This is a genomic window from Anaerosporobacter faecicola (assembly GCF_012070565.1).
GTDB lineage: Bacteria > Bacillota > Clostridia > Lachnospirales > Lachnospiraceae > Anaerosporobacter > Anaerosporobacter faecicola.
Genome location: NZ_JAAQRO010000009.1, coordinates 363,425 through 383,288, shown reverse-complemented (window position 1 = coordinate 383,288; position 19,864 = coordinate 363,425). Strand labels below are relative to the sequence as shown.

At 36.8% G+C, this 19,864-nt stretch carries 13 protein-coding genes; 9 read left to right on the top strand and 4 right to left on the bottom strand.

The annotated features are described in order from the left end of the window. Positions 1-209: 209 nt before the first annotated feature. Both HBB17_RS06370 and HBB17_RS06365 read right to left on the bottom strand, forming a co-directional pair. Positions 210-2,342: an RNA degradosome polyphosphate kinase gene (locus HBB17_RS06370; protein ID WP_238483686.1), complete on the bottom strand. Its 2,133-nt coding sequence runs from the start codon at positions 2,340-2,342 to the stop codon at positions 210-212. Between the two features lie 18 nt (positions 2,343-2,360). Then, positions 2,361-3,926, bottom strand: coding sequence for a Ppx/GppA phosphatase family protein (locus HBB17_RS06365; protein ID WP_167956625.1), 1,566 nt, complete (start codon positions 3,924-3,926; stop codon positions 2,361-2,363). A gap of 362 nt (positions 3,927-4,288) precedes the next feature. On the opposite strand from HBB17_RS06365, the gene queA reads away from it, so the two are divergent. Together queA and HBB17_RS06355 are read left to right on the top strand one after the other, a co-directional pair. Then, positions 4,289-5,323, top strand: coding sequence for a tRNA preQ1(34) S-adenosylmethionine ribosyltransferase-isomerase QueA (gene queA / locus HBB17_RS06360; protein WP_167956655.1), 1,035 nt, complete (start codon positions 4,289-4,291; stop codon positions 5,321-5,323). Positions 5,324-5,368: 45 nt separating this feature from the next. Next, positions 5,369-6,343, top strand: a complete 975-nt coding sequence (locus HBB17_RS06355) for a diacylglycerol/lipid kinase family protein (protein WP_167956624.1) — start codon at positions 5,369-5,371, stop codon at positions 6,341-6,343. Between the two features lie 191 nt (positions 6,344-6,534). On the opposite strand, the gene HBB17_RS06350 is transcribed toward HBB17_RS06355, so the two are convergent. Both HBB17_RS06350 and aroF read right to left on the bottom strand, forming a co-directional pair. Beyond that, positions 6,535-7,647: a prephenate dehydrogenase gene (locus HBB17_RS06350; protein WP_167956623.1), complete on the bottom strand. Its 1,113-nt coding sequence runs from the start codon at positions 7,645-7,647 to the stop codon at positions 6,535-6,537. Between the two features lie 18 nt (positions 7,648-7,665). Then, positions 7,666-8,679 (bottom strand): 3-deoxy-7-phosphoheptulonate synthase, encoded by a 1,014-nt coding sequence (gene aroF, locus HBB17_RS06345; RefSeq protein WP_167956622.1) that lies wholly within the window; start codon positions 8,677-8,679, stop codon positions 7,666-7,668. Positions 8,680-9,230: 551 nt separating this feature from the next. On the opposite strand from aroF, the gene HBB17_RS06340 reads away from it, so the two are divergent. The 7 genes from HBB17_RS06340 (at position 9,231) to HBB17_RS06310 (ending at position 19,609) form a co-directional block, all read left to right on the top strand. After that, positions 9,231-11,300, top strand: a complete 2,070-nt coding sequence (locus HBB17_RS06340; protein WP_167956621.1) for an elongation factor G — start codon at positions 9,231-9,233, stop codon at positions 11,298-11,300. A gap of 479 nt (positions 11,301-11,779) precedes the next feature. Further along, positions 11,780-13,441, top strand: coding sequence for a SulP family inorganic anion transporter (locus tag HBB17_RS06335; protein WP_167956620.1), 1,662 nt, complete (start codon positions 11,780-11,782; stop codon positions 13,439-13,441). Positions 13,442-13,579: 138 nt separating this feature from the next. Further along, positions 13,580-13,846 (top strand): 30S ribosomal protein S15, encoded by a 267-nt coding sequence (gene rpsO, locus HBB17_RS06330; RefSeq protein WP_167956619.1) that lies wholly within the window; start codon positions 13,580-13,582, stop codon positions 13,844-13,846. Positions 13,847-14,232: 386 nt separating this feature from the next. Further along, complete coding sequence (locus tag HBB17_RS06325) at positions 14,233-16,317, top strand: polyribonucleotide nucleotidyltransferase (RefSeq protein WP_167956618.1); 2,085 nt, start codon at positions 14,233-14,235, stop codon at positions 16,315-16,317. 138 nt (positions 16,318-16,455) lie between these two features. Continuing rightward, positions 16,456-17,718 carry a M16 family metallopeptidase gene (locus HBB17_RS06320; RefSeq protein ID WP_167956617.1) on the top strand — a complete coding sequence of 421 codons (1,263 nt, stop codon included), beginning with the start codon at positions 16,456-16,458 and terminating at the stop codon, positions 17,716-17,718. Continuing rightward, positions 17,706-18,146 (top strand): dUTP diphosphatase, encoded by a 441-nt coding sequence (gene dut / locus HBB17_RS06315; protein WP_167956616.1) that lies wholly within the window; start codon positions 17,706-17,708, stop codon positions 18,144-18,146. The genes HBB17_RS06320 and dut overlap by 13 nt, the downstream gene beginning before the upstream one ends. Before the next feature lie 188 nt (positions 18,147-18,334). Further along, the gene (locus tag HBB17_RS06310) at positions 18,335-19,609 is read left to right on the top strand and encodes an O-acetylhomoserine aminocarboxypropyltransferase/cysteine synthase family protein (protein WP_167956615.1); all 1,275 of its coding nucleotides are present in this window, start codon (positions 18,335-18,337) and stop codon (positions 19,607-19,609) included. Positions 19,610-19,864: the final 255 nt, after the last annotated feature.

The following is a 19,864-nucleotide window of genomic DNA, read 5'->3' as shown; positions in this document are numbered from 1 at the left end:
AAACGAATCAAAAAATACAAAGAAAAATGGTGTGCATAAAAAATGACCATACCTCATACGAAGTATGGTCATTCAGTAAACACTCATTTTAGATATTTAACCTGTCTACTTGACAGGGGGCATATCAAAATGATCTGCGCTTTTTTTTTACCCTCAGGAATGTACACTCGCACTTAAGGTAGATGTCAGCTGAAGCTGACGGTGTTCTTTTATTCTTCGCTTTCTATTGGTTCAAACAGGCGATTGTTATGCACGGAGTTAACCAAAGAAGCTTCTTGAATTGCCTTTTCACAGAAATACTCTTGTGAGTTTAAACGAACTTTTCCTCGTTTGTCTATTTTGTCGTAACTACCATCTGGTTTTAGAATATGCGCCTTCACCGTATCTTGGAGTTGAATCCGTAGAATATCTTTAATCTCATCACGAAGAGATTCGTCTTCCACAGGAAATAAGATTTCTACACGCTTATCAAGGTTACGTGGCATCCAATCGGCACTTCCCATATAGATTTCTTCGTATCCGTTGTTATAGAAATAGAAGATTCTTGCATGTTCCAAAAAGTTTCCTACGATGGAACGTACCGTAATGTTTTCAGATACGCCCTCCAAACCTGGGCGTAGACAACAGATTCCACGGATGATAAGTTCAATCGTAACACCCGCACAACTTGCTTCGTAAAGAGCTGCAATAATATCAGCATCACAAAGAGAGTTCATCTTTGCAATGATATGAGCCTTGTCCCCGTTCTTAGCATGTAATGTTTCACGTTTAATAAGGTCTAGGAATTTATCTCGTAACCATAGAGGAGCTAAAGAAAGTTCGTTCCAACTAAGTGGTTCAGAATATCCTGATAGCATGTTGAATACAGCGGTAGCATCTTCACCAATTGGAGCAGAGCAGGTTAGTAAGCCCATGTCCGTATAAAGTTTTGCAGTAGAATCGTTGTAATTTCCTGTACCAAGATGGACATAACGACGTATTCCGTCTTCTTCTTTTCTGACAACTAAGGTAATTTTACTATGCGTTTTCAGACCAACTAAACCATAGATAACATGGCAACCTGCTTTTTCAAGCTTCTTTGCCCATATAATATTATTCTCTTCATCGAAGCGTGCTTTTAATTCCACTAATACAGATACCTGTTTACCATTCTCTGCTGCAGCAGCAAGAGAAGCGATAATTGGAGAGTGGCTGCTGACGCGATATAAGGTTTGTTTGATCGCAAGAACATTTGGGTCTTTTGCAGCCTGTCTTACAAAATCAACCACAGGATCAAAGGTATGATACGGATGGAAGAGAAGAATATCTTTTCTACGAATCTGGGTAAACAAATCCTCTTCATGATTAAGTCCCTTCACAGGTTGTGGGGTATATTTTTCTTTTTTTAAATGATCAAATCCGTCTAAACCATAGAGTTTCATTAGAAAGGTTAAGTCAAGAGGACCATTGACAGAGTAGATATCTTCTTCTTTTATATGCAGCTCTTTTCGAAGAATCTTCAGAAGACGTTTATCCATCTTGTCCTCAACTTCTAACTTGATTGCTTCTCCCCATTGGCGCTTCTTTAGCTGTTTCTGAATCTCGTTTAACAAATCAGCTGCTTCATCTTCATCAATGGTTAAGTCAGCATTACGCATAACACGATACGGATAAGCACAGATTACATCATAATTAAGGAAGAGAGAATTAATATTTTTCTCGATGATCTGCTCAAGCAATATGAGAGTTGTTGTCTCCGGTTTTGTTGACGGAATCTGTACAACACGTGGAAGTACAGCAGGTACTTGTACAGTAGCAAAATCATAGGCAACGGAAGATTTTTTGTCACAGATCAATGCACCAATGTTAAGTGATTTGTTCCGAATCAATGGGAATGGCCTAGAAGAATCCACCGCCATTGGGGTAAGTACAGGATAGACATCCGTTTGAAAATACTGGTCCACATATGCACTTTGGGAAGCATCGAGATCTTCATATTGCGTAATGATTTCGATCTTATTCTGCTTTAATTGAGGGATAAACGAACGATTGAATGTGTTATATTGTATGGTAACTAATTCGTGGGTCTTAACCGTGATTTTATCCAACTGCTCTTTTGGAGTTAGCCCCGCAATATCGGGTTTATTGTAATTTGCATTTACCATATCTTTTAGAGAAGCAACACGGATCATAAAGAATTCATCCAGATTCGATGCGGTAATGCTAAGGAATTTTAAACGTTCTAATAGAGGAAGTGTTTTATCTCTTGCCTCACTGAGCACCCGATAATTGAACTCAATCCAGCTTAATTCCCGGTTCGTATAATAGGTTGGTTTATGATAAATGGATTTTGATGTACTCATATGCATTTGTCCTTTCTCTTAGGAACTTCTACGTTGCTTTAGTTGAGGTCGAATTCCATACACTTCTTCAAAGAAATCTGCTTTTTTCTCAAATAAGCCGCGCTCTAGAGTTGTATCTTCCAAAGTAGTGCCTGTTATCGTCAAATGATGATCTCTGTAATTTACAGAAATGTTGGAAAACTTTTGTTTATGACTCTTGTCCATTGCATTGGCAATACGAAAGATTGCAGATAGCTTGGATATCTTAATATAGGTTTCCTTGTTGAAACTGTTGTTTAGATCGGCGTACTTTGGATAATTTCCAATGTTAAAACGAACAAGATATGCAATTAATTCACGTTCAGTATGGGATAAACCAATGATTTCAGTTGATAGGATAATCTGATAAGAATTAAGTGCTCCTGCATTCAGATTAATGTATTCTCCACAATTATGAAGAATAACAGCAATCTGTAAGAGTAGACGATCTCGATTATTCAGTCCATGTAATTTGGTAAGACTGTCAAAAAGTGTAAGAGCAATATACTCTACATTTTTCATATGCTCTTGATTGCAGTGATATCTCCTTGCAATATTCCTAGCGGCTTGAATAATATCCTGACGAAAATCATGGGTCAATATGACTTTTTCTTTCTTTTGTGCATAATCAACGACCAAACCATCTGTAAGTGTAACACCAGGCAGGTACATCTTTGATGCTTTGGATTCTTCAAACATTTTGTGATAGATCATTGCTGTCGGAAGAAGCAAGGAAGCTTGTTCTTTTGAAATCTGCAACATAGTACTGATTTGACTGGTGTTCTTTGATAAAAGTTTGGTATAGAGCGAATGAAAACCACTTCGATCCATGGAGTCTTTGTTAGTAGAAGAGAGGGATTGTTTGTCCTGTTTTTCTACATATTCTTTAAAACGTAGAAGGTCATTAAGGTTATCACCAACGGCAATAATATTACGAAGATTAATATCCGTTAAGAAAAAATCTTTGAAGGTCTGAAGATCATTTGAAATATATTCTTCTAGAAGATTATTAAAGTTGGTTGTTTGATTTTCCATGGTAGAAAGGATCTCACGAATACGTAAAGAACCTAACTTGATATTTTGTGTTGTGATCAAGGAACCTTTGTTAAACAGAGAAATCTGTATACTACCAGCACCAACATCAACAATGGCAGTACCGTGTTCGATGATCTGGTTAAATCGTTTCTCTTTTAGTGCGACAGCTTTATAGAGAAGAAACCGTTGCTCTGAGTTGCTAATGATCGAAACTTTTAATTTTGATGTAATCTTTATTTGATCAAGAATCAAAAGATTGTTTAGGGCTTCCCGAAGCGCACTGGTTGCACAAGCAGTATAATCTTCTACATGATATTCTTTCATTTTTTTTGTGAAACCATGCAAAACCTGGCAGAGTTCATTTACCATGGTATGACTGATCTTGCCATTCGTGTAGGTTTCCGAACCAAGCTCGATGGTATGACGGACATGATCAAGTTCATGAATTCCATTTTTTTTAGAAATCTCAAATATTTTCATTGAAACTTCATTTGATCCAACATCAATCGCCGCGAATGTATTAATTGGCATGTACGAACCCTCCTTTTCTACAGATTCATTCTGAAATAAGTGACTATTGAGACAGAATGCTAAATAGTTACCATATATTTTACTATTAATACTGGAAAAATACTAGGTATATTGTATAATTTCTTTGGTAACTTCTTATGTATCTGTTAAATGTGATGATGACTTATATTTATAAAAATGTATATTTTATGAAGAAATGGAATCAATACTGGATTTTTTTATATAGAACGATTATAATAGTAGAAGAATTGTAAAGCAAACTAACATTTAGTTTGCTTTACGTTTTGTTATGCGTAGAATTCATTTCTTTGTTTTCCCTATTGAAACAGAATAGAAATGAGGAAAGAATGGAGATAGTAAGAATGAAAACAAAAGATTTTGATTTTTATTTACCAGAAGAATTGATTGCTCAAGATCCATTGGAGGATCGTTCTAGTTCAAGGCTTCTTGTATTAAATAAAGAAACTGGTGAGATCCAACATAAGATTTTTCATGATATAACGAACTATCTTAGAAAAGGAGATTGCTTGGTCATTAACAACACAAAAGTAATTCCTGCTCGTTTGATTGGAGAGAAGGAAGGAACAGGGGCGAAAATAGAACTGTTACTTTTAAAGAGAAAAGAGAATGATATCTGGGAAACACTTGTTAAACCAGGGAAAAAAGCACGTGTTGGAACAAGAGTCATCTTTGGCGGTGGTTTACTTGTAGGAGAAATTATTGATGTGATTGATGAGGGAAATCGATTGATACAGTTCTCGTATCAAGGGATTTTTGAAGAAATCCTGGATCAATTAGGACAAATGCCTTTACCACCTTATATAACACATCAATTACAAGATAAGAATCGGTATCAAACGGTCTATGCCAAATATGAAGGATCTGCAGCAGCACCTACAGCAGGACTACATTTTACCAAAGAATTATTAAAACAAATTGAAGCAATGGGTGTTGTAATAGCCAATGTTACCTTACATGTTGGACTTGGAACATTTCGTCCTGTTAAGGTCGATGATGTACAAAATCACCATATGCATTCTGAATTCTATCAAATTGAAGAAGCAGAAGCAAAGAAGATCAATGAAGCGAAGAAGGCTGGGAATCGTGTAATCTGTGTTGGAACAACAAGTTGTCGGACAATTGAATCCGCTGCTGATGAGAATGGATATGTGAAAGCTTGTAGTGGGAATACAGAGATCTTTATTTATCCAGGGTATCAGTTCAAAGTTTTAGATGCATTGATCACGAATTTCCATTTACCAGAGTCTACATTACTTATGTTAGTTAGTGCATTAGCAGGGAAAGAACACATTATGCACGCATATGAAGTTGCAGTGAAAGAACGTTATCGTTTCTTTAGCTTTGGAGATGCTATGTTTATTAATACGAATGATTAGAAACGAATAAGGGTTACTTAGGATTTGGAAGGGGAGTTATCTAGAATGAAAAAATTATTATTTATCTATAATCCACATGCCGGAAAAGGGAAGATTAAGAATTCCCTTTCCGATATAATTGAGATATTCGTAAAAGCGGGATATGAAGTTACAATCTATGCGACGCAGAAGAGGGATGATGCGAAGAATATAGCAAGAGAGAGACACCAGGATTTTGATCTGGTTGTTTGCTCTGGTGGAGATGGGACACTTAACGAAGTGACATCTGGATTAATGGTATCACCACATGCACCTATGATTGGCTATCTTCCTGCTGGTACAACCAATGATTTTGCCTCAAGTATGGGAATCCCTAAGAATATGGTTAAGGCAGCTGAGGCAGTAGTTAACGGAAGTCCTTTTGCTTATGATATTGGTTCTTTAAATGATCGTTATTTTACCTATGTAGCTGGTTTTGGTGTATTTACCAATGTTTCTTATGAGACGCCACAGACAACAAAGAATCTGCTTGGTAGAACAGCTTATATACTAGAAGGGATTAAGAGTTTACCATCTGTTACTTCGTATCATGTAACGGTTTCATTTGATGACCAAGTGATTGAAGATGATTTCATCTATGGTATGGTAACAAACGCGAATTCGGTAGGTGGTTTTAAAGGAATTACGGGAAAAGATGTTGGTTTAGATGACGGGAAATTCGAAGTGACCTTAATCAAAAATCCGAAAAATATTGTTGAGTTACAACATATCGTGAATGCATTATTGGCACGTGATCTTTCTGATAAATTCATCTATTCCTTCCATGCATCTAATTTGGATATTAGCTGTGAGGAAGAAATCTCATGGACCATTGATGGTGAGTATGGAGGAACTTACACAAAGATGCATTTACAAAACCATCAACGAGCATTGTCCTATATTACAACAAATACTGTAGAACAACATGAAATTGAACAAAAAGAGAGTACAAACTTGTTGGAAGAAAAGATTGAAGAATCGAAAGCAGAAGGAAATAGCTAGATAAATAACGAACGAAATAAAATAATTAAGTAACGAAATAATTACGAACGAATAATTAAATAAAATAAAAAACAATTTTCATGTATGCATTTGTTTAAAAGAATAAAATCTCTTCAAACAAAACTCATGAAAATTGTTTTTTTACATTACGGTTTCTTTAAATGATGTTTTTCTTACAATCTATTTTACAACTAGTTTCGTTCATAAATCGTATAGCGATACTTTTGTAACAAGGCAACTGCATTCTGACTTGCACCTGCATCATAGAATTCAATACGTAGAACACCTTCTTCAAACTCCCGATTGTGTATGATTCCAATATTCTTGATACTAATATTATTACTAGCAAGTATGGTAGCGATGGTTGCAATCGCACCTGCTTCATCTATAATGTCAAGATAAACTTCATAAACTTGTTTGAGCATACCGACTTTTTTGGTAGGTATATGATCGCGGTAATCACGAGCTTCTTCAAAGAAATGATAGAGATCTTGTTCTGCATGATCGGATAATGCCTGATTCATATTTTGAAGAATGTCTATGTATTGTGCTAAGAATTTCTGAATACTCTTTGTATTGGTTAAACAGATATTTTGCCACATGATAGGAGAGGAGGAAGCAATACGAGTGATATCCTTAAATCCTCCTGCGGCTAACAAACGCATCTTTTCATCTTCATCATCACTATTCTTCACCATTGTAACTAAGCTTGATGCAATTAGATGAGGTACGTGACTGATTGCAGCAACAACATCATCATGTTCGGAAGCAGATAGGATTAGTGGAAGAGAGCCTAGTGTCTTAACCAATTTATAGAGAGTATCTACCTTTTTCTCGGATACTCCATAAGATGGAGTGAGAATGTAGTATGCATTTTCTAAAAGAAATGCGTTGGAATTTGCGTAGCCTGTTTTTTCTGAGCCAGCCATTGGGTGACCACCAATAAAATATTCATTCATATTGAGGGCATGAACCGCTTCGTGAATATTACCTTTTACGCTTCCAACATCCGTAATGATACAGGAAGGTTTAACAACATCACGAAGTGTTTTTAAGTATTCTATATTCGTTAATACAGGGCAGCATAGAAAGATTATGTCACATTGGCAAAAATCTTTTGTTAAGTCTGTTGAAATATGATCAATCGTTCCGTCCTCCCGGGCCAATTCCAGACTAGCATGAGGACGATCTATATAATAATTATAAGCTATGATTTGTACTTGATTTAGTCTTTGCTTCATAGCTTGAGCGATGGATCCACCAATCAAACCAAAGCCAATAAAGCCAGCTGTTACGTCTTCCATATGTGTTCCTCCAGTTATCTATAGTGTTTTGCCCATAAGCTTTGCAATTGGTCGAAGTTCTTCACATAGTTCATCAAATTGTGGGAATGTTAAGGATTGTGGACCATCTGATAAAGCGGTTGCTGGGTTTGGATGTGTTTCGATCATAAGACCGTCTGCTCCAACGGCTACTGCACATTTTGCCAATGGTTTCACGTAATTACGAACTCCTGTTGCATGGCTAGGGTCAACGATGATTGGAAGATGACTCTTTTCTTTGATGACTGGAACAGCACTGATGTCTAGTGTATTACGGCTTGCTGTTTCAAAAGTACGGATACCACGTTCGCATAGAACAACATTGCTATTACCTTCTGCCATTATATATTCAGAGGCATTCAACCACTCATCAATTGTAGCAGCCAAACCTCTTTTTAGCAAGATTGGCATCCCTGTTTTTCCAACTTCCTTTAATAGATAGAAGTTTTGCATATTACGAGCACCAATTTGAAGCATATCTACATATTTGACTGCATTTTCAACTGCTTCTAAGCTTGTGACTTCACAGATGACAGGAAGTCCAGTTGCTTCTCTTGCTTCTTTCATAAAACGAAGGCCCTCTTCTTCAAGACCTTGGAAAGAGTAAGGGGAGGTTCTTGGTTTGTAGGCGCCTCCACGAAGGATTTTTGCACCAGCTTTTTTGATTGCAAATGCGGTCTCTAATACTTGATCATGGCTTTCAATCGCACATGGACCAGACATGATAACAAGATCGCTCCCACCAATTTCAACATTACCAACGGTAACAATAGAAGGCTCTGGGTGGAACTTTTTGTTTGCTAATTTATATGATTCTGTTACAGGAACAATCTTTTCAACTTCAGGAGCAATTTCAAGATTTTGTTCCATGATTTTTGATTTATCTCCTACAACGCCGATGATGGTTACCTCTTTTCCAGCAGATCGATGAGCTTCTAGCCCTTGAGAAGTGATCATATCTACAACATTTTTAATAGATGCTTCAGAAGCATGCGGTTTCATTACAATAATCATATCCTTATCTCCATTCTCTAACAGTATATCCAATACTGGTAATAGTATAACTTCGTTTTTGATATTCTACAACATATTTCCATACATGTCAATACTTTAAAGCGTTAAACTTTAACGCAATAAATACACCGAAGAAATGGTATAAATCTTGAAACATGTCCATATGATATAGAATAATTCTTGTAGTTGATCCTTTCTGGAGTTCGTGTAACTGTTCCTCCATAAGACGCAGCGGGGTAGTTATTGGTAACGTAGTATACAGCAAGAATTATAATGTTGTATGTGTAAATGTGAATAAAATAGTTGTATATAATCATATTTTTTAGTACAATATACACATAAGATAGAATTCTGTTTTCGTATTGTTTTTCGTATTGCGAGAGCATGCAGTACGTGGCAATACAAAGGATTTGGAGCGGTGCTATATCTTTTAACGCTCTACTCTATACATACAACTACATAATAACATCTTCAAACCTGTCTATTACCAGACAGGAAGTCACAATTTTGTTTACTATTGCACGAGTTTTCGAGTAAGGGAGGTATTTTGTATGGTTACTTATACTTCAGACAAGATTAGAAATGTTGTTATATTAGGTCACGGTGGTTGTGGGAAGACAACACTTGTGGAAGCAATGGCCTACACGATGAAATTAATCAACCGGCAAGGAAAAGTGGAAGATGGGAATACCATTAGTGATTTTGATAAAGAGGAGATCAAAAGACAGTTTTCCATTAGTACATCACTTGTTCCTATTGTTTGGGAGGATACGAAGATTAACTTCCTTGATACCCCTGGTTATTTTGATTTTGTTGGTGAAACCCAAGAAGCAATGGCGGCTGCAGATGGAGCCGTAATCGTTGTTTCTGCAAAAGCTGGAGTGGAAGTTGGAACGAAAAAAGCATGGGAATTATGTGAGGAATATCAATTGCCTCGTATATTTTTTGTAACAGATATGGATGATGACAATGCTAGTTATCGCCAAGTGGTAGAGAAATTAACGGAGCTGTACGGAAAAAAGATTGCTCCATTTCATCTCCCAATTAGGCAAAATGAGAAATTCGTTGGTTTTGTCAATGTTGTTAAGATGAAGGGAAGAAGATTTACAACACTAAGTAATTATGAGGAATGTGAGATACCAGAATATTCGATTCCTAATCTAAACACTTGTAGAGAAGCATTGCTAGAAGCAGTTGCAGAAACAAGTGAAGATCGAATGGAACGCTACTTTGCTGGAGAAGAATTTCCACAAGAAGAAATTTCTATTGCACTTCGTGAGAATGTTATGGATGGAACGGTTGTTCCTGTATTAATGGGATCTGGATTACAATGTCAAGGTACGACAATGCTCTTGCAAGCAATTGAGAAGTACTTCCCTTCGCCAGATAAGCTCCATGCCATTGGAATTAACCATAATTTAAGTGAACAAGTAGAAGTATCTTATGATGACACATGTCCAATGACCGCCAATGTTTTTAAAACAATTGCTGATCCATTCGTAGGTAGATTTTCTTTGGTAAAGGTTCATAGTGGTATTTTGAAAGCAGATACAATCGTATGGAACACCAAAAAAGAAGTAGAAGAGAAGATTGGAAAGATGTTTATTCTACGTGGAAAAGAACAATTGGAAGTGAAAGAACTTCATGCGGGAGATATTGGTGCAATTAGCAAATTAAGTATCACGATGACAGGCGATACCCTAAGCACAAGAGAGTTTCCAATCTATTATGATAAACCAAAGGTTTCAAAACCATATACATTTCTACGGTATACGGTGAAGAATAAGGGCGAGGAAGATAAAGTGTCTCAGGCATTACAAAAGATGTTGGATGAAGACCAGACGGTTCGAGTAGTGAATGATACGAAGAACAGGCAGACCTTGCTTTATGGAATTGGCGAACAGCAGCTTGAAATCCTTGTAAGTAAATTGTTGAGCCGCTATAAAGTGGAAATCGCTCTATCAAAACCTAAGGTTTCTTATCAAGAGACCATTCGAAAGTCTGTGAAAGTACAAGGAAAATACAAAAAACAATCGGGTGGCCATGGACAGTATGGAGATGTACATATTGTATTCGAACCCTCTAATGAAATGGATAAACCCTATATCTTTGCAGAAAATGTATTCGGTGGTGCTGTTCCAAAGAACTTTTTCCCTGCAGTAGAAAAAGGTATTGCAGAAAGTGTTTGTAAAGGACCATTAGCGGGATATCCCGTTGTAGGTATAAAAGCCACTTTGGTAGATGGCTCCTATCATCCAGTTGATTCTTCAGAAATGGCATTTAAGATGGCAACCATACAAGCTTTTAAGAAAGCGTTTGAGTTAGCAAATCCCGTATTACTTGAACCAATCGTAGCATTAAAAGTGTCAGTTCCTGACCAATTTACAGGAGATATCATGGGAGATCTGAACAAACGGCGTGGACGGGTAATGGGAATGAATCCATGTGCAGATGGAAAACAGGAGATACTTGCTGACATTCCAATGTCAGAATTAGTAGGATATTCCACAGACCTTCGCTCGATGACAGGAGGAATGGGAGATTATCAATTTGAATTTGCACGTTATGAACAAGCACCTTCTGATGTGCAGGAAAGAGTCATTGAAGAGAGTGAACAGTGAAGCAAAACTTTGTGATTCAAAAAAGTTGTACTTTCATACAAGTTTGAAATCCATGTCCTTCTGACATGGTTGCATATACAAGAAAAGACGAAGCCTTATACCTGTTGTTAGAGAAGCGGGTATGGGCTTCGTCTTTTCTTTTTATATACGAGGAAAGTCCTCCAACGTTCCTAGTAAATAAACCCTCCGGGGGATGCGCACTCGCACATGAGGTGTATGTCAGCTGAAGCTGACTGTGCTCGGCGCGGAGAACAAAGTGTACATTGAAACTGTTATTAATGCGAAAGTGTACGAAGTACACTTTGTTCAATGAAAAAGAAAGAAGGATAGGGGATATTCACAAAAAATAGAAAGAAGCAAATTATATTGTATGCAATATTACATCTTGAAAATAGAGAGCGGAATGGTATAATTAATTTTTGTGTGATTTAATAAAAATTTAATATTTAACTAATTATGACGGAAGATGAGGAGAAAGCATGAAACAATTCGTACCCAAACTATTCGACTGTATGAAGTCGTATACCAAACAGCAATTTGTTAAAGATGTGATTGCTGGTATTATTGTAGCAATTATTGCCTTACCTTTATCCATTGCATTGGCACTTGCTTCGGGTGTTGGACCAGAACAAGGTATCTACACTGCCATATTCGCAGGGTTTGTTATTTCATTCTTAGGAGGTAGCCGTGTTCAGATCGCGGGACCAACAGCTGCGTTTGCAACAATTGTAGCGGGAATCGTGGCAAAGAATGGAATGGATGGCTTAATTGTTGCTACAATAATGGCAGGAATCATTCTTGTGATCATGGGAATACTAAAGTTAGGAGACTTAATTAAATACGTCCCTTACACCATTACCACAGGATTTACATTTGGTATTGCAATCACGATTGCAATTGGCCAAGTGAAGGACTTTCTTGGATTAACATTCAAGAATGCTCCAATTGAAACACTGGATAAGTTAAAAGAATGTTTTAACTGTATGAATACGTTTAATTGGCAGGCATTACTAGTAGGTCTTGTATCTCTTGCAATTCTAATTCTATGGCCAAAAGTTACGGAGAAGATTCCACCTTCATTGATTGCGGTAATCGTTGCAGTTATTATGGTGAAAGCAATTAGAATGGATGTGAAAACAATAGGAGACTTATATACCATTAAGAGTAGTTTACCAGGTCTTACCGTACCATCTGTTAATATGGGAATGATTCGTAACTTATTACCAGATGCATTTACAATAGCAATTTTAGCAGGAATTGAATCCTTATTATCTTGTGTCGTATCAGATGGTATGATTGGTAGCCGACATAAACCAAATATGGAATTGGTTGCACAGGGCGCAGGAAATGTTGTTTCTGCATTATTTGGTGGTATTCCAGCAACTGGAGCAATTGCAAGAACAGCTGCTAATGTGAAGAATGGTGGACGTTCTCCTATCGCAGGTATGGTGCATTCCATCACATTATTATTAATCTTGGTTATATTAATGCCATATGCAGCATGGATTCCGATGCCAGCGATTGCCGCAATCTTATTCATGGTAGCTTATAACATGAGTGGCTGGAGAGAATTCATTTCTTTGATTAAAGCATCACCAAAAAGTGATATTACGGTACTAATTACAACATTTGTACTGACAGTTGTATTTGATTTAGTTGTAGCAATTGAAATCGGTATGTTATTAGCAGCGTTATTATTCTTAAAACGTATGGCTGATGAAACAAAGATTCGTGGTTGGAAATACATAGACGAAGAGATGGATGAGGAGAATGACCCTGAACAGATTGGATTAAAAGTTGTTCCAAAACATACACTTGTATATGAAATCGTTGGTCCTATGTTCTTTGCTGCAGCAGACCGTTTCTTGGAAATAACACCAGAGCCTGGTCTTAAAGCTGTTATCATTCGTATGAGAGGTGTACCTGCAATGGATGTTACTGCATTGCGTTCCCTTAGAAAAATCTTTTTCTTATGCAAAAAAAGAGGAATAACATTAATTCTTTCCCATGTGCAGGAACAGCCTAAACAGATGATGGAAAAAGCAGGATTCCTTGAAGAGATTGGAGAACAAAATGTTTGTCCAAATATTGATGCTGCATTAAGCCATGCAGAAGAATTAAGCAAGAAAAAACAGAAATAAAGAATAAAATTGTATAAATGATTTGACACAAGGTTATACTTATGATAGAATATCTAAGTATTTTAGCCAATACCAGGATATAGGACACTCCGACCTATAACTTAGTACTAGGCGATTTCAATAATAGGAGGAATTACGATGATTAGTAAAGAAAAGAAACAAGAAGTTATCGCAGCTTATGGTAGAAATCCACAAGATACTGGATCACCTGAAGTGCAAATTGCTTTATTAACAGTTAGAATCAATGAATTAACTGAGCATTTAAAAGCAAACAAGAAAGATCACCACTCAAGAAGAGGTCTTTTAAAGATGGTAGGACAAAGAAGAGGTCTTCTTGAATACCTAAAGAAAAACGATATCGAAGGTTACCGTAACTTAATCGAACGTTTAGGCTTAAGAAAGTAATAACGAAGTAAATTATTCAATTATATACACGACAAACACAAACAAACCGAAAAAAGCCATGATAGAATTTCTATCATGGCTTTCTTCGTGTGTGAATTGGTATGAAACGATGGAGAAATACTAATCGTATATTGAAGACGTAGATTGCTATATTTTATAGCTCATGGAGTGAATCGGATACTTTAGAAAAAAGAAGTAGCATAAATCTTCCATAGGTGGTATAATAATAACTAATTTGGAGATGTAACCCGAGACTTCTGAAAAGTACATTAATTCCCTTGGTATCAATAATGTATTTTTCAGTTGTTTCGGCATCTCCAGCTAAAATAATGATTCCATTGTTCTACAAAGATTTTTAAGATCAATGGATAAAAAGGAGATAGATTATGTACAAAAGTTTTTCAATGGAACTTGCTGGCAGAACACTAAGAGTTGATGTTGGACGAGTTGCAGCTCAAGCAAATGGAGCTGCATTTATGCACTACGGAGATACCGTTGTATTATCCACCGCTACCGCTTCAGATAAACCAAGAGAAGGTATCGATTTCTTCCCACTTAGTGTGGAATACGAAGAAAAATTATATGCTGTTGGTAAGATTCCAGGTGGATTTAATAAGAGAGAAGGAAAAGCATCGGAGAATGCAATCCTTACTTCACGTGTTATTGACCGTCCTATGCGTCCTTTATTCCCTAAGGATTATCGTAATGATGTAACATTAAACAATATGGTCATGTCAGTTGACCCTGATTGTAGCCCTGAATTAACAGCTATGTTAGGATCTGCAATTTCAGTAGCAATTTCGGATATCCCTTTTGATGGACCATGTGCAACAACACAAGTAGGTTTAGTAGATGGAGAATTCGTGTTCAATCCAAATGCTGCTCAAAAAGCAATTTCAGATCTTCAATTAACAGTTGCTTCAACAAGAGAGAAAGTAATCATGATCGAAGCAGGTGCGAATGAAGTTCCTGAAGATAAGATGGTAGAAGCAATCTTTGCGGCTCATGAAGTAAACCAAAAAGTTATCGAATTCATTGATACCATCGTTGCAGAATGCGGAAAGGAAAAACACTCCTACGAAAGTTGTGCAGTTCCTGCAGAATTATTCGATGCAATGAAAGAAATTGTTCCTCAAGAAGAGATGGAACAAGCAGTATTCACAGACGTAAAACAAGACCGTGAAGAAAACATTAAGAAAATAACAGAAAAATTAGAAGAAGCTTTCGCTGAGAAAGAAGATTGGTTAGCTGTTCTTGGAGAAGCAATTTATCAATATGAAAAGAAAACCGTACGTAAGATGATCTTAAAAGATCACAAACGTCCAGATGGAAGAGCAATTACAGAGATTCGTAAACTTGCTGCAGAAGTTGATATTGTTCCTCGTGTTCATGGTTCCGCTATGTTTACAAGAGGACAAACACAAATCTGTACAGTTACTACATTAGCACCTCTATCAGAAGCACAGAAGATCGATGGCTTAGATGAAGCAGAAACTTCAAAGAGATATATGCATCATTATAACTTCCCTTCTTATTCTGTTGGTGAAACAAAACCTTCTAGAGGTCCAGGACGTCGTGAAATTGGTCATGGTGCTTTAGCAGAACGTGCATTAGTTCCTGTATTACCTAGTGCAGAAGAATTCCCATATGCAATTCGTACTGTTTCAGAAACATTTGAATCAAACGGTTCTACATCACAAGCATCTATTTGTGCATCTACGATGTCTTTAATGGCAGCGGGTGTACCAATTAGAAAACCAGTAGCTGGTATTTCTTGTGGTTTGGTTACAGGTGCAACAGATGATGATTATATCGTATTAACCGATATTCAAGGATTGGAAGATTTCTTTGGAGATATGGACTTTAAGGTAGCTGGTACGAAAGATGGTATTACAGCAATTCAGATGGATATTAAGATTCATGGACTTACAAGATCTATTATTGAAGAAGCAATTAAGAAGACAAGAGAAGCACGTATGTATATCTTGAATGAGATTATGCTTCCTTGTATCGAAGAACCTAGAAAAGAAGTTGGAACATTTGCACCAAAGATCGTGCAGATTAAGATTGATCCAGCTAAGATTGGTGATGTTGTTGGTCAAAGAGGAAAAACAATCAATGCAATCATTGAACAAACTGGTGTAAAGATTGATATAACAGATGATGGAGCAGTTTCTGTTTGTGGTACAGATGCAGAAAAGATGTCTGCAGCATTGAATATGATTAAGATCATAACAACTGATTTCGAAGAAGGTCAAATCTTTGAAGGAAAAGTTATAAGTATTAAGGAGTTTGGTGCATTCCTTGAGTTTGCTCCTGGTAAAGAGGGAATGGTTCATATCTCTAAGATTTCCAAAGAACGAATCAATCATGTAGAAGATGTTCTTACTCTTGGTGATGTTGTGAAGGTTGTATGCCTTGGCAAAGACAAGATGGGAAGAATCAGCTTTAGTATGAAAGATGTTCAATAGATCATTACTTCTGTCATGATCAGTCATAGTGTTCTATGTACTGAATTCAGAGGATAGAAAGAGGGACTGTTGCTTAAGATTGATTATGCAATGGTCCTTTCTTTTGTGCTTAATCTTACTATAGAAAGGGGAAATCGCATGACGACCACAACTAAGCTTACCAATGGCTTAACCGTTGTGTTAGAACGAATGCCCTATCTGAAAAGTGTATCATTTGGCGTATGGGTAAAGGTTGGTTCTGCTTATGAAAATGCCAAAAACAATGGTATTGCGCATATGCTAGAACATATGTTTTTTAAAGGGACAACAACACGTTCCGCAAAAGATCTTGCAGATATTACTTCTATGATCGGAGGTAATGTGAATGCTTACACAAGCAAAGAGCATACGAATTTCTATGCAACAACCATTGATGAGTATTTACCAATTGCAATCGATATGATTAGTGATATGATTCAGAATTCTCTCTTTTCAATGGAAGAATTGGAGAAAGAAAAGGGTGTTGTACTAGAAGAGATTGATATGTATGATGACTCTGCAGAAGATATGTGCCATGAGATGCTTCAACGGGAAGTTTGGAAGGAACATCCTCTTGGATATTTGATTTCTGGGGAAAAAGAGATTGTACGTTCTTTTACACGAGAACAATTGATTACTTTTCGTGATCTTTATTATACAGCAGATAATATGGTAATCTCAATTGCAGGAAATTATAATGAAAAGGAAACATTAGAACAGCTTGAAAACAGTTTTGGGAAGCTGCGTGCTACCGCTAATCGGCCACCACTTACAAAACCTGAATATAAAAATTGTATCTATAAAGATGAAAAAGATATCGAGCAGATGCATATTAATATTGCATTCCCGTCTATAGCAAGTATTGATGAGAGTCGGTATGAGTTAACGGTTATGAATGCTATATTGGGTGAAAATGCCAACTGCATGCTATTTCAAAGAATACGAGAAGAAATGGGGTTAACCTATTCGATTTATTCTTATGAAAGTAGTTTTCTAACAACAGGATTGTTCCATATCTATGCAGCAACGAACCCAGAACCAGCACTTAAGATTTATGAAGAAGTATTTCGTATCATCGAACAAGTGAAGAAGACTGGTTTTTCTGAAAAAGATATTGAAGAGACGAAAAAACAAATTCGTGTAAATCTTACGATTGCAAGTGAAAGTACGAAAAATCGTATGAATAGTAATGCGAAACATATTATGAAATATGGTATGATCCATCCATTGAATGACATTATTGGGCGGGTCAATAAAGTGACAAAAGAAAGCGTAGATCAATTGGCGAACAAGATATTAGATGAGTCTGTTTGCAGTGTCGCGCTAGTGGGAAATTTAGATCAGAAGATTGTGAAAGGAATAGAAAGTCGATGGAATCAATAAAATTTAAGAAGCTGACCAAAACTGCAACATTACCAAAACGAGGAAGTGTGGAGGCTGCAGGATATGATCTGTTTGCTGATTTATCAGATCAGGTAGAGATCGCACCACATGAGACGATGAAGATTTCTACGGGGATTTCCATGGCTGTACCAAAAGGGTACTTTGGAGGAATCTTTGCTCGAAGTGGTATCTCTGTTAAGAAAGGGTTACGTCCTGCAAATTGTACAGGTGTTATCGATTCTGATTATCGGGGAGAATTAATCGTTGCCCTTCACAATGATACCAATATGGTCCAAACGATTGAACCACAGGAACGAGTAGCACAATTGATTGTGATTCCTTATCTTGCATTTGAGATTGAGGAAGTGCAGGAGTTAGATGTTACGGAGCGTGGAGAAGGTGGATTTGGTTCTACAGGTATGAAGTAGAAGCGTATGCATGTTATGTAAGAAAGACATGAATGGAGGATGCAAATTATAAGAGGCATCGTCAATTCCTGTCTTTTTACATTGACAAATAGGAAGAAGAAGATATAAAATAGATTCAGTGAATTTACCAATGCATTACGTTAAAATGTAGAGCCGTTCACTTAATATATGACATGAAAGGTGATAAGATGAACGATTATAGTATTAGTACAAATTGTATTCAAGCTGGATATGAACCTCAAAATGGGGAACCACGTGTTTTGCCAATCTACCAAAGTACGACATACAAATACGATACTTGTGATCAAGTCGGTAAATTGTTCGATTTAGAAGAAGACGGCTTCTTTTATTCGAGACTTGCAAATCCAACAGCTGATGCAGTAGAGAAAAAGATAGCAATCCTTGAAGGTGGTGTAGGTGCATTATGCACGTCGAGTGGTCAGGCAGCAACAACCATCGCTCTTCTTAATATATGTAGTGCAGGCGATCATATTTTGGCATCCTTATCAATCTATGGTGGATCAACGAACTTAATCGGAGTAACGATGAAACGTATGGGAATCGATGTAACATTTATTGATCCAGATGCTTCTATAGAAGAATTACAAAAAGAAATAAAAGAAAATACCAAATGTGTATTTGCTGAGACAGTATCAAATCCAACACTGGTTGTGTGCGATATTGAGAAGATGGCGAAATTAGCACATCAAAATGGAATTCCATTAATCGTTGATAATACATTTGCTACACCAATTAATTGTCGTCCCATTGAATACGGTGCGGATATTGTAGTACATTCTACTTCAAAATACATGGATGGTCATGCAATTGCTCTTGGTGGCGTAATTGTTGATAGCGGTAACTTTAATTGGAACTCTAAGAAATTCCCTGGATTATCAGAACCAGATGAATCATACCATGGTATGGTTTATGCAAAAGATTGTGGAAGAGCTGCATACATAACAAAAGCACGTGTACAGATCATGCGAGATCTTGGTGCAACACCTGCTCCAATGAATGCATTTTTATTAAATGTAGGTTTAGAAACTCTTCATCTTCGTGTGGAACGTCATTGTCAGAATGCATTGGAAGTTGCAAAATGGTTAGAGTCACATGATAAAGTTACATGGGTAAATTATCCTGGACTGGAAAGCAATAAATATCATGCTTTGGCACAAAAGTATATGCCTAAGGGTGTATGTGGTGTCGTGTCGTTTGGTGTTAAAGGTGGAAGAGCTACGGCAGCCAAACTGATGGAAAAGTTAAAGCTTGCTGCCATTGTGGTCCATGTTGCTGATGTTCGTACAAGTGTTCTTCATCCTGCTAGTACAACACACAGACAATTAACGGATGATCAATTAAAACAAGCTGGTGTGGAACCTGAACTAATCCGTATGTCAGTAGGAATTGAAGATATTCATGATATCATTAACGATTTGAAACAAGCATTTGATCAAATCTAGATAAAAAGAAATAGAAGAGCTGTTGCAGCTCTTCTATTTCTTTTTTGATTGGTTATCTTCTTTGCTGGATAAGAAATGAAGGATAGTGGAAGTGAATCCAATAAAGAAGAGATAGAATAGAAAAACGAGTAAAAGAACAATCGCTGTACGGATTAGCATGGAGATGAGCCAAGTCATGACAATACCTCTTCGTTTTCCTTATTATAACCTATTCAAATGATTGTAAATTCATAACCAATTACATTTTAGCGGGCT

Coding starts and splice junctions, on each gene's coding strand:
- HBB17_RS06370 (WP_238483686.1), bottom strand. CDS start 2,342: ATGAGTACATCAAAATCCATTTATCATAAACCAACCTATTATACGAAC.
- HBB17_RS06365 (WP_167956625.1), bottom strand. CDS start 3,926: ATGCCAATTAATACATTCGCGGCGATTGATGTTGGATCAAATGAAGTT.
- queA (WP_167956655.1), top strand. CDS start 4,289: ATGAAAACAAAAGATTTTGATTTTTATTTACCAGAAGAATTGATTGCT.
- HBB17_RS06355 (WP_167956624.1), top strand. CDS start 5,369: ATGAAAAAATTATTATTTATCTATAATCCACATGCCGGAAAAGGGAAG.
- HBB17_RS06350 (WP_167956623.1), bottom strand. CDS start 7,647: ATGGAAGACGTAACAGCTGGCTTTATTGGCTTTGGTTTGATTGGTGGA.
- aroF (WP_167956622.1), bottom strand. CDS start 8,679: ATGATTATTGTAATGAAACCGCATGCTTCTGAAGCATCTATTAAAAAT.
- HBB17_RS06340 (WP_167956621.1), top strand. CDS start 9,231: ATGGTTACTTATACTTCAGACAAGATTAGAAATGTTGTTATATTAGGT.
- HBB17_RS06335 (WP_167956620.1), top strand. CDS start 11,780: ATGAAACAATTCGTACCCAAACTATTCGACTGTATGAAGTCGTATACC.
- rpsO (WP_167956619.1), top strand. CDS start 13,580: ATGATTAGTAAAGAAAAGAAACAAGAAGTTATCGCAGCTTATGGTAGA.
- HBB17_RS06325 (WP_167956618.1), top strand. CDS start 14,233: ATGTACAAAAGTTTTTCAATGGAACTTGCTGGCAGAACACTAAGAGTT.
- HBB17_RS06320 (WP_167956617.1), top strand. CDS start 16,456: ATGACGACCACAACTAAGCTTACCAATGGCTTAACCGTTGTGTTAGAA.
- dut (WP_167956616.1), top strand. CDS start 17,706: ATGGAATCAATAAAATTTAAGAAGCTGACCAAAACTGCAACATTACCA.
- HBB17_RS06310 (WP_167956615.1), top strand. CDS start 18,335: ATGAACGATTATAGTATTAGTACAAATTGTATTCAAGCTGGATATGAA.